8 protein-coding genes are annotated in these 10,546 nt (G+C 34.4%); 1 reads left to right on the top strand and 7 read right to left on the bottom strand.

Features of this window, described 5'->3' with window-relative positions; translation table 11 throughout:
• Positions 1-308: 308 nt before the first annotated feature.
• A protein-coding gene (locus tag HU235_RS11170) for an IS3 family transposase (protein ID WP_174880272.1) occupies positions 309-1,471 on the top strand; the annotation gives its coding sequence in 2 pieces (ribosomal slippage) (positions 309-585 and positions 585-1,471; 1,164 coding nt in all).
• A gap of 463 nt (positions 1,472-1,934) precedes the next feature.
• On the opposite strand, the gene HU235_RS11175 is transcribed toward HU235_RS11170, so the two are convergent.
• The 7 genes from HU235_RS11175 to dxs all read right to left on the bottom strand — a co-directional run bounded on the left by HU235_RS11175 (position 1,935) and on the right by dxs (position 10,316).
• Positions 1,935-2,399, bottom strand: a complete 465-nt coding sequence (locus tag HU235_RS11175; RefSeq protein WP_325100939.1) for a site-specific integrase — start codon at positions 2,397-2,399, stop codon at positions 1,935-1,937.
• A gap of 171 nt (positions 2,400-2,570) precedes the next feature.
• Positions 2,571-3,362, bottom strand: coding sequence for a sporulation transcription factor Spo0A (gene spo0A, locus HU235_RS11180; protein WP_095299891.1), 792 nt, complete (start codon positions 3,360-3,362; stop codon positions 2,571-2,573).
• Between the two features lie 296 nt (positions 3,363-3,658).
• Positions 3,659-4,936: a SpoIVB peptidase gene (spoIVB, locus tag HU235_RS11185; RefSeq protein ID WP_233452203.1), complete on the bottom strand. Its 1,278-nt coding sequence runs from the start codon at positions 4,934-4,936 to the stop codon at positions 3,659-3,661.
• A 224-nt stretch (positions 4,937-5,160) separates the two neighbouring features.
• Positions 5,161-6,861, bottom strand: a complete 1,701-nt coding sequence (recN, locus tag HU235_RS11190; RefSeq protein ID WP_174880274.1) for a DNA repair protein RecN — start codon at positions 6,859-6,861, stop codon at positions 5,161-5,163.
• Between the two features lie 56 nt (positions 6,862-6,917).
• On the bottom strand, positions 6,918-7,367 hold the full coding sequence (gene ahrC, locus HU235_RS11195) for a transcriptional regulator AhrC/ArgR (RefSeq protein ID WP_095299888.1): 450 nt from the start codon (positions 7,365-7,367) through the stop codon (positions 6,918-6,920).
• 229 nt (positions 7,368-7,596) lie between these two features.
• The gene (locus tag HU235_RS11200; RefSeq protein WP_174880275.1) at positions 7,597-8,418 is read right to left on the bottom strand and encodes a TlyA family RNA methyltransferase; all 822 of its coding nucleotides are present in this window, start codon (positions 8,416-8,418) and stop codon (positions 7,597-7,599) included.
• Entirely contained in the window at positions 8,415-10,316 is a 1,902-nt protein-coding gene (gene dxs / locus HU235_RS11205; protein ID WP_095299886.1) for a 1-deoxy-D-xylulose-5-phosphate synthase, read from the bottom strand. Before dxs ends, HU235_RS11200 begins: the two co-directional genes overlap by 4 nt.
• Positions 10,317-10,546: the final 230 nt, after the last annotated feature.

Consider the following 10,546-nt stretch of genomic DNA (forward strand, 5'->3'; position numbering starts at 1 on the left):
TTTAATAGTATTGTCATATTTTTTAAATCGTTCGTAATAGTTGAATAACATTAGTTCTGTATGATCGTTAATATCATCTTAACATCTAAGGAGCTACAGCAAATGAAAAAGTTGAAATCGATTCTTTGTTTTTTACGCAAATACCATAAATATGATTACTACACTGAAAAGTGTATAATTTGTGGAAAGAAAAAATAAATTAATAAAAACCCCGGTATGTGTTTAGACTAACCTAGTTAAATGAGACACTATAAAACACCTTTGAAATGGTACACTTATTAAAAGTACTAATTCGGAGGTGTTTTTGCGTGGGCAAAAACGTATATACAAGTGAAACAAAATGGGCAGTAGTTAAGGACAAGATGAGTGGTCAGTTCACAAATGAAGAAATTATGAAAAAGTATGGAATAAAGAATGTATCCCAAATTAAAACATGGATGAAATGGTATCGTGAAAATCAAGTTCACAGATTCAATCAGCCTATAGGTAAACAGTATACATATGGACATGGGCCTGATACACAGAGTGACGAGGAAAAGAAAGACCGTCAAATCACACATTTAAAACAGGAGAATGAAATCTTAAAAAAGTATTTGGAGATCGAAAAGGAGTTGAAAAAGAAGTAGTTCTTCAGTTAGTTCAAAAATTACGTAAAAAATATACAGTTACAGCTATATTGTTGGCTTTAAACATTCCTAGAGCTACCTACTATCGTTGGGTGGCATCTCAACAAAGCGAACTATCTAACAAAGAAGAAGCGATTATTTCACTCTGTAAAGAGACTAAATATCGTTATGGGCACCGGAAAATTAAAAAATTATTAAAACGTAAATATCAAATCGAGTTAAATCGTAATACCGTTCAACGAATAATGCAGAAACACCATCTACAATGCCGAGTAAAGCCTAAGCGTAAATGGAAATCTCAAGGTGAATCAGTTATAGTTGCCCCAAACCTCTTACAACGAGAATTCACTGCATCTTTGCCTAACCAGAAGTGGGTAACAGATATAACTTACATTCAATATGGTTCATCTACACTGTATCTATCAACCATAATGGACTTATATAATAATCAAATTGTGTCTTACAAGTTATATACACACCAACAAACTCCTTTAGTTATTGATACATTGAAAGAGGCTTTAGAAGCAAGGGGAAACCCAAAAGGAGTTATCATACATTCAGATCAAGGTAGTGTATATACTTCATATTCGTACCAAAAGTTTGTGAAAGAAAAGAATTTGGTGAGTAGCATGTCTAGAAGGGGGAACTGTTGGGACAATGCGGTAATTGAGTCGTTCCACTCAAATTTAAAATCTGAGGAATTTCAGTATGTAAAATTTAACTCAATGTCTCTTGAGAAAGTTAGAGAGCATGTAGACCAATATATGAAATATTACAATGAAGAGCGTATCCAGGAAAAATTAGGCTACCACACACCAATAGAATTTGGTAATATGGCAGCCTAAGAGGGTGTTTTATTCCTGTCTCATATGACAATGTCAGTCTAGTTTCAGGGGTTTTTGCGTTAAATTTGTCTCTTTTTACGTATTTTTATTCAAATATGTTAGAAATGCCAAAGTTAAAATCCTGGGTATTTCGTTATCTGAAACAATATACCATATCAATAGGATTCATAACTTGCCTATTCGCCATTGTTATGTTAAGTAGGCATCTCTAATACAACTTTTCTGTCTTACATAAGCACAGATTGCTTCAAAATCAGCGATTGGTGTAGTGTACTGAGTAATCCACTAGTATTGCAACATTGATTTAGAATCACTATCGTAAGCTGCTAATCCCATAACGGATGTTCAGTTCTTAAATATAAAAACTATCTCTTGAGCTGTATTTAGAAGAATTGAATTGTCTTTACATCCACCATTTTGGACTACAGCATTAAATATTAAGCATAAGTCTTGTTTGAACCCATCACCTGTAGGAATGGAAAACTGTCAGGTCCAATGTACTCTCTAATCCCCTTCTAATTTCCTCAACATCTAGTAATGCCTTTTGCTTTCTTTTAGGCTTAATATTTTTGATATTAGATACTGGATTTATTTTTATTTCCCTTTCTGATTCAAATAAGTTGAAAACTACCTTTATATTGCGTAAATAGTTAGCAACAGTAGATTCCGAAATAGATTTATTAAAGTCATGCCTATGATCAGGATGATTTATTTTTCTAGATTTTTCACTTGAAACAACTGTGTACTTTCCTCTTTCTCGTAAATATTTGACATATTGTCTAATGTGTACAGATTTTACTTTGTTGATATCTGTAATTTTCAGTTCTTTCTCCAAATAAACCCGAAAGAGCTTCAATGTTTGCTCATAGCTCGCTAATGTTTTTCGTGACCAATTCTTTGAATCACAGTAAAATATTAAATTTTCTATTTAAAATTCAATCTTAGACATAGAAAAAACCTCCCTTTTTGGTATTTAACCAATAAATAGGAAGGTTTAACAGTAACCGGTATATAATTAAAAATTAGTTGGTAACTTGTGTCAGTTATCCAAATTTTACAATTCACTTCAATCCCTTGACAATACAAGCATCAAGCCCGCTCAGCTAGCCTTATGCTCCAAACGAAGCTTATCTGCTACCATCGCAATAAATTCACTATTTGTTGGCTTTGCTTTTGTCATGCTTACTGTATAACCGAATAAAGACGAAATGGATTCAATATTCCCACGACTCCATGCGACTTCGATTGCATGGCGGATTGCTCGTTCAACACGTGATGCAGTTGTGTTGTATTTTTTTGCAATGTCTGGATAAAGCACCTTTGTGATCGAACCAAGTAATTCAATATCATTGTAAACCATTGAGATTGCTTCACGTAAGTATAAATAGCCTTTTATATGTGCTGGTACACCAATTTCATGTATGATGCTTGTAATGCTCGCATCAAGATTTTTCCCTTTTCCTTGGGATTCATTGGATGTTCTAATTGTCGTACTAGTACGTTTAATTAGAGGTGCTGCATTTCCGCTCACTTGACGTATATGACTAGCTAAGCCTTCCATATCAAATGGTTTTAGAATGAAATAAGCTGCACCAAGATCAACTGCTTTCTTAGTTACATCTTCCTGACCAAAAGCAGTCAGCATAATCACATTTGGTTGTGGACCTTCAAATTGTCTTAGTCTTTCTAAAACACCTAAACCATCTAAATGTGGCATAATAATATCTAATACTAATACATCTGGAGTTTTATCTTTTAACATTGTTAAACATTCTTGACCATTATAAGCTAAACCAATTACTTCCATATCATCTTGGCTTGAAAGGTACTCCTCTAGTAACCCTACAAGCTCCCGATTATCATCAACGATACAAACTTTTATTTTGCTCACAAATTTGTCCTCCTCAGTCTCTTTTTGCCAATTTATCTTATATCTATACAGATTATACCTAACAATTTCGACAATGTGAGAAGAATTCCTTTTATTTTTTTAAAAAACTTTAAAAAATGTAGATTATCTCCCTTTTTCTTCAAAACGCTCGCTTTTTCGACCAAATATGTCATTTGACAGATTTTATAAAAGTACTTTTGTCGAAAAATCTTTTCTTCTTTATTTTACATAACAATAAAAGAAATTGAAAGCTGTAAAATAAAAAACTGTCAAGAATAACTCTTGACAGCCTTCATTCAACTTACCTTTTGTTGTTGTTTTTCATAAATATCGATACCTGCTTCATTTAACATCCATTCGATATGAACGCCATAACCGCTTGTTGGGTCATTAACAAAAACATGTGTTACAGCTCCAATAACTTTTCCATTTTGGATAATTGGACTACCGCTCATTCCCTGTACAATTCCACCGGTTTTTTCTAAAAGTCTTTTATCTGTAATTTTAATGACCATTCCTTTTGTTGCAGGAAATTTTTGTGGAACAGAGCTTACTACTTCTACATCAAATTCTTCCACCTTGTCGTTTTCAACGACAGTTAAGATTTTGGCTGGACCTTCTTTTACTTCATTTGAAAGAGCAATTGGTAAAGCTTTATCAATAAGCCCGTTCTTTATCTCTTGATGTAGCTCGCCAAAAATACCAAATGGGCTATTTCGTGTAATATTTCCAATCACTTGTCGATCACCTGAGAATCTCGCAAGCTTCTCACCAGGATTACCATTGCTCCCCTTTTCGATAGAGGTTACTGTCGAGCGAACAATTTGCCCATCATCAACAACAATTGGTTTTTTCGTATCCATATCAGAAATAACATGTCCTAAAGCTCCATATTTTTTTGATTTAGGATCATAAAACGTCATCGTTCCTATACCTGCTGCTGAGTCTCTAATATATAAACCAATTCGATAGGAACTATCATTTTCATCTTTTAAAGGATATAATTTTGTCTTCACTTCACTATTTTCTCTTTTCAAAACTAATTCGAGAGGCTTACCTGTTTTACCTGCGTCTTGGATAAACGGTGTCACATCACTCATTTGCTCAATTTTTTGTCCATTAATGTTTGTGATTATGTCACCAACCTGAACACCTGCTAGTTCACCAGGTGATTTTTTTCCTTCAGAAGTATTTACTTGGTGATGTCCCACCACCAATACGCCAAGAGTATTTAGTTTTACTCCTATTGATTGCCCACCAGGTATGACCTTGAAATCCGGTAAGACATTAACACCGATTTTTTTTACAGGAAAGCCAGCTAAGTCAAAAACAACTTCTCCTTCACCAGCTTTTTTCCCGTGAACATCAATTGTTTTTCCATCACTATTTTTCTGAACTGTAAACGCCTCTTTTACTTCTTCAGAGGTATTAGCAGGTATTGAACTTTGAACGCTTGCTACCTGTGATTCAAATACAAAGATTTGATTCGGTAATTTAACGTATTCCTTAACTTCTTTAACAAATCCTAAACCCATAAGTGAAACAAGGAGAATTACACCAATTATTTTTCTCATTTTATCTGTCTGCAAAAACCTTCACTCTCCTCGCTCCTAACACACACCACATCTATATATGGCTACAGTTTTAATTTAGCCTTTTGCATGATGATTTATAACAGGAAACATAAGAAAATTAAAGGTTTTCTTTTAATTATCATGTATATTTGTTGTTTTGCCTCGTTATATTATAATTAGAAAAATGAAAAATAATATTAGAAAAAGCCGCCTAATGGCAGCTTTTACCGTTTTGATGTATTCGCTAATTCAAGCAGTTCCTTAGCATGTTCCTTTGAAAGCTCAGTTACTTGAGCACCAGCAATCATTCGTCCGATTTCTTTTATCTTTTCAGTCTCCTCAAGCGGCTTCACACTTGTTTTTGTTCGTCCATCTTTAATTTCCTTTGCAATATAAAGATGTGTATCAGCCATTGCTGCAACTTGAGGAAGATGTGTAATACATAACACCTGTGAACCGTTGGAAACACGATATATTTTTTCAGCTATTGCCTGTGCAACTCGACCGCTTACACCAGTATCAACCTCATCAAATATAATTGACGTAATTCCTTGATGCTGTGAAAAAATACTTTTCATTGCTAACATAATTCTAGAAAGCTCTCCACCTGATGCAGTTTTATTTAATGGTTTTAACGGTTCTCCTGGATTTGTTGATAAATAAAATTCAACATTGTCAATTCCAGTTGATGTGAATTTTTGTTCAGTATCTGACAGAGGCTTTGTGATAAACTTAACCTCAAAGGTTGTTTTATCCATATAGAGCTCTTTTAATTCTTTATGAATTTCTTCTGTTAATACATTCGCTAATTTCTTTCGAATAATCGTTAAATTATTTGCCTCTAAGACTAAATCCTTTAACACCGAATCAAGCTCTTTTTGTAATTTACTCAGATGGTTATCACGATTTTTAATCGTATCTAACTCCTCTTCAATTTTTGCTGAATAAATTAAAATTTCCTCAACAGATTGTCCATATTTTCGTTTAAGATGGTTTATTTCATTTAAACGACTTTCAACATAATTTAGTCTTTCTGGGTCAAATTCTAATGACTCTAATTCATTTCGCACTTGATATGACAAATCCTCAAGCTGATAATATGCATTTGAAACAACTTCAGATAATTCCTTTAAATTGCTATTTATTGAAGCTATTTCCTCTAAGTTACTCATCGCATGTCCAACCCAATCCAAACCACGATGCTCACCATGTAATGAATTATAGCTATTGTTAAGTGATTCATAAATTTTTTCAAAATTTGAGATTTGGATTTTTTCTTCCTGTAACAGTTCATCCTCTTTTGGTTGCAAGTTTGCATTCGTAATTTCATCTAATTGAAATTGTAGCAAATCTAATCGATGAGCCATTTCTTGTTCATTCTCTGAAAGCTGCGTAATTTTTTTCCGAAGTGCATCATATTGTTTATATATTTCTAAATAACCTTCTAATGCCTTTGTTATTTTTTGACCACCATATTGATCAAGCAATTTCAAATGATTTTCATCATTCATCAGCTCTTGATTATCATGCTGTCCGTGGATATCGACTAAATATTGTCCTACTTCTCGTAATATAGCGATCGTTACAAGCTTGCCATTAATTCTGCATATACTTTTCCCAGACGTAGTTAAGTCTCTTCTAAGTATAATCATTCCATCATTAACATCAATCCCAAGTTCCTCACACTTCGTATAAACAGGATGATCTAATTCATCAATAAGAAATAGCCCCTCAAGCTCTGCTCGTTTTTCACCATAACGTATAAATTCAGCAGAGCCTCTTCCACCTGCTAATAAGTGAATAGCATCGATAATAATGGATTTCCCTGCACCTGTTTCTCCAGTTAAAACCGTAAGACCTTTTTCAAATGAAATCGATAAGGATTCAATAATGGCAAAGTTTTTTATTGATAATTCCGCTAACAAACAGAATCACACCTCTTATTAAAAATTTTCATATATTTAGCTAATGGTATTTTTTGTTATAACATATCCAAAAATCGTTTTGAGATCGTTTCTGTATCCTCTGAAGTGCGACAAATAATTAATATTGTATCATCCCCACAGATCGTTCCTAATACTTCATCCCAATCTAAATTATCTATTAATGCACCAATCGCATTTGCATTGCCCGGAAGAGTTTTCATAACAATCATGTGCCCTGCTGAGTCTATTTTAACAAATGCATCCATTAATGCACGTTTTAATTTTTGTAATGGATTAAACCTTTGATCTGCAGGAAGGCTATATTTGTATCGCCCATCAAGCATAGGTACTTTTACGAGATGTAGTTCTTTAATATCTCGAGATACAGTCGCCTGTGTAACATTAAAGCCCATTTCCTTTAATAAATCCACTAATTCATCTTGAGTTTCAATATCATTGTTTGCAATTATATCTCTAATTTTAATATGACGTTGCCCTTTATTCATTTCAGCACCCCTTTATCAACGATGCATTTTGCATGTTTATACCTTACATCTTATATGAAAAACCAATAAAAGTACAGTTTTATCAAATTTAACACTGTTAATCATGCATAAAACCATCCATAGTATCGACAGTTCTAATGCATGAATATGTATCTTAATTTGCATGAATATCCAATTTTTCACATTAATTGATAAAAAACAGGAGAATAGCTAAGGCTATTCCCCTGTTTTACAATTGGTTATGTGCTTCCTCAACAATCACACTAGGTGACTTAGAAGAAAGGTCTCTCCCGCCTTCTTCAGTGCCTTCCCAGCGTAAATGCAAAAGAAATTCAATATTACCGTCACCGCCAGTAATCGGAGAGAATGATAAGTTTACAAAATCATATCCCTCTGACATCGAAAATTGAATGATTTCCTGTAAAACTTGTTCATGGACTTTTGGATCACGAACAATCCCTTTTTTCCCAACTAATTCCCTACCTGCCTCAAACTGTGGCTTCACTAATGCAACAACATCACTATGTGGCATAAGGATTGTTTTAAGCACCGGTAAGATTAATTTTAAGGAAATAAATGAAACATCTATAGAAGCGAATTCAGGTAGCCCTTTATTAAAATCTGCAGGTGTTGAGTAACGAAAATTAGTTCGTTCCATTACAACAACACGTTCGTCCTGTCTAAGCTTCCATGCTAATTGATTGTACCCAACATCCACTGCATATGAAAGTTTTACACCATTTTGCAGAGCACAGTCTGTAAACCCACCTGTAGAGGAACCAATATCAATCATAATCTTATCAGCTAAATACACATCAAAGACCTTTAATGCTTTTTCTAGCTTTAATCCGCCTCTACTCACATAAGGTAACGTATTACCTTTAATCGTAAGAACAAGATCGCGTGAAACCTTTTCGCCTGGTTTATCAAGTCGTTCCTCATTCCCATAAACAATCCCAGCCATGATCGCTCTTTTTGCCTTTTCTCTCGATTCAAATAAGCCGTTCTCGACTAATAGGATATCTAATCTTTCCTTTTTGCTATTACTCATGATTTTAATACTCTTTTCTCCTTTGTCGGAATCATTGATGTTAATGTTTCAATGACATTTTCTGTCGTCATGCCAATCTCCTCTAACAATTTCGAAACACTTCCATGTTCAATGAATCGATCCGGAATTCCGATTCGAGAAATCAATGCTTGAACATAATGGTTTTCTTGTGCAAATTCTAGGACTGCACTACCAAAACCACCTTGTAAAATAGCCTCTTCAATCGTTAAAACTGGAATACCCTCTAAGAAGATATCATGTAGCATTTTTTCATCCATTGGCTTTATAAATCGTGCATTAACAACCCGAATAGATAGACCACGTCTTGCCATTTCATCTGCTGCTTCTAATGCCATCTCAATCGTTGTACCAAAGGTTAAAATTACAGCATCTGTGCCATCTCTTAAAACTTCCCATGTACCGATAGGGATTTCTTTTAGCTCTTCATCCATCTTTACACCAAGTCCATTTCCACGAGCATAGCGCATAGCAATCGGACCATCATCGTATTTAAGGGCAGTATTAACTAAATGTTGCCCTTCATTTTCATCTTTGGCCATCATCAGTACCATGTTTGGAATATGTCTTAAAAAGGCAATATCAAACACACCTTGATGTGTCTCGCCATCTGCACCAACAAGTCCTGCTCGATCAATTCCGATAAATACATTTAAGTTTTGTCGACAAATATCATGTAAAACTTGGTCATATGCACGTTGTAGAAACGTAGAATAAATCGCCAGGAATGGCTTCATATTTTGAGTCGCTAAGCCAGCTGCTAACGTTGTAGCATGCTGTTCAGCAATCCCAACATCAAACATGCGATCAGGAAACTCTTCAGCAAAACCTTCAAGCTTAGAACCAACAGGCATAGCTGGGGTAATAGCAACAATACGTTTATCTTCACGTGCTAGCTTTCTGACTGTTTCACTAACTAGTTTACTCCAAGCTGGCCCTACTACTTTAGGTTTAACAAAATCACCTGTTTCAATCTTATATGGACCTGTACCATGCCAAGTACCAACTTTATCAGTCTCAGCAGGCTGATACCCTTTCCCTTTTTTTGTAATAACATGAAGAAGCACTGGGCCTTTTGTTTTTTTAGCATATTGGAGATTTTCAAATAAATCTTCATAATTATGCCCATCAACTGGACCTAAATAGGTGAATCCTAATTCCTCAAAAAACACACCTGAGACAAGCATATATTTTAAGCTATCCTTTAATCTTTCAGCTGTTGATGCTAATTTTCCACCTACTGCAGGGATTTTCTTTAATATATATTCGAGTTCATCCTTAACCCAATGGTATTTTCCAGCAGTTCGTAATCGCCCTAAAACATTATGCAATGCACCTACATTTGGCGCAATTGACATTTCATTATCATTAAGGACTACAATCATATCCTTCTTCTCATCACCGATATGATTCAATGCTTCTAAAGCCATACCACCCGTTAGGGCACCATCGCCAATTATTGGAATAATATGTTCTTTTGTTTTTTTGATATCCCGAGCAATCGCCATCCCCATAGCCGCCGACAAGGAGGTTGAACTATGACCGGTTTCCCACACATCATGTTCTGATTCGTTTCTCTTCGGGAATCCACATAACCCTTTATATTGACGTAAAGTATCAAATTCTTTAGCACGACCAGTTAAAATTTTATGAACATATGATTGGTGACCAACATCCCAAATAAATTTATCCTTTGGGCTATCGAATACTTTATGTAAAGCGATTGTTAGCTCAACAACACCAAGGTTTGGCCCAATATGTCCACCTGTTTCAGAAAGTTTATTGATTAAAAATTGACGGATCTCTGCGCTTAACTGTTCAAGCTCATTATTTGATAGTTTTTTTAGAAAACGCGGGTTTTTTATTGATAGAAGATCCAAATGGATCACTCACTTTCGGTTCAGTTTGATTCTATAATACGTATTTGATCTATTATTACTAGTCTTATCTATTTATTTTATCGTAAACTTCATTTATTGAAAACGAATAATTATTTTTAGTTTCTTTTACGTGTAGAAAAAAAACTTACCATATAATATTAGTGGTGACAATATATAATCATACTTTGGTCTATTTATAGAACAAAAACCGCTGCCAAACGGAAACGGTT

Origin of the sequence: Metabacillus niabensis, from assembly GCF_902829255.1 — a bacterium.
Lineage (GTDB): Bacteria > Bacillota > Bacilli > Bacillales > Bacillaceae > Metabacillus > Metabacillus niabensis.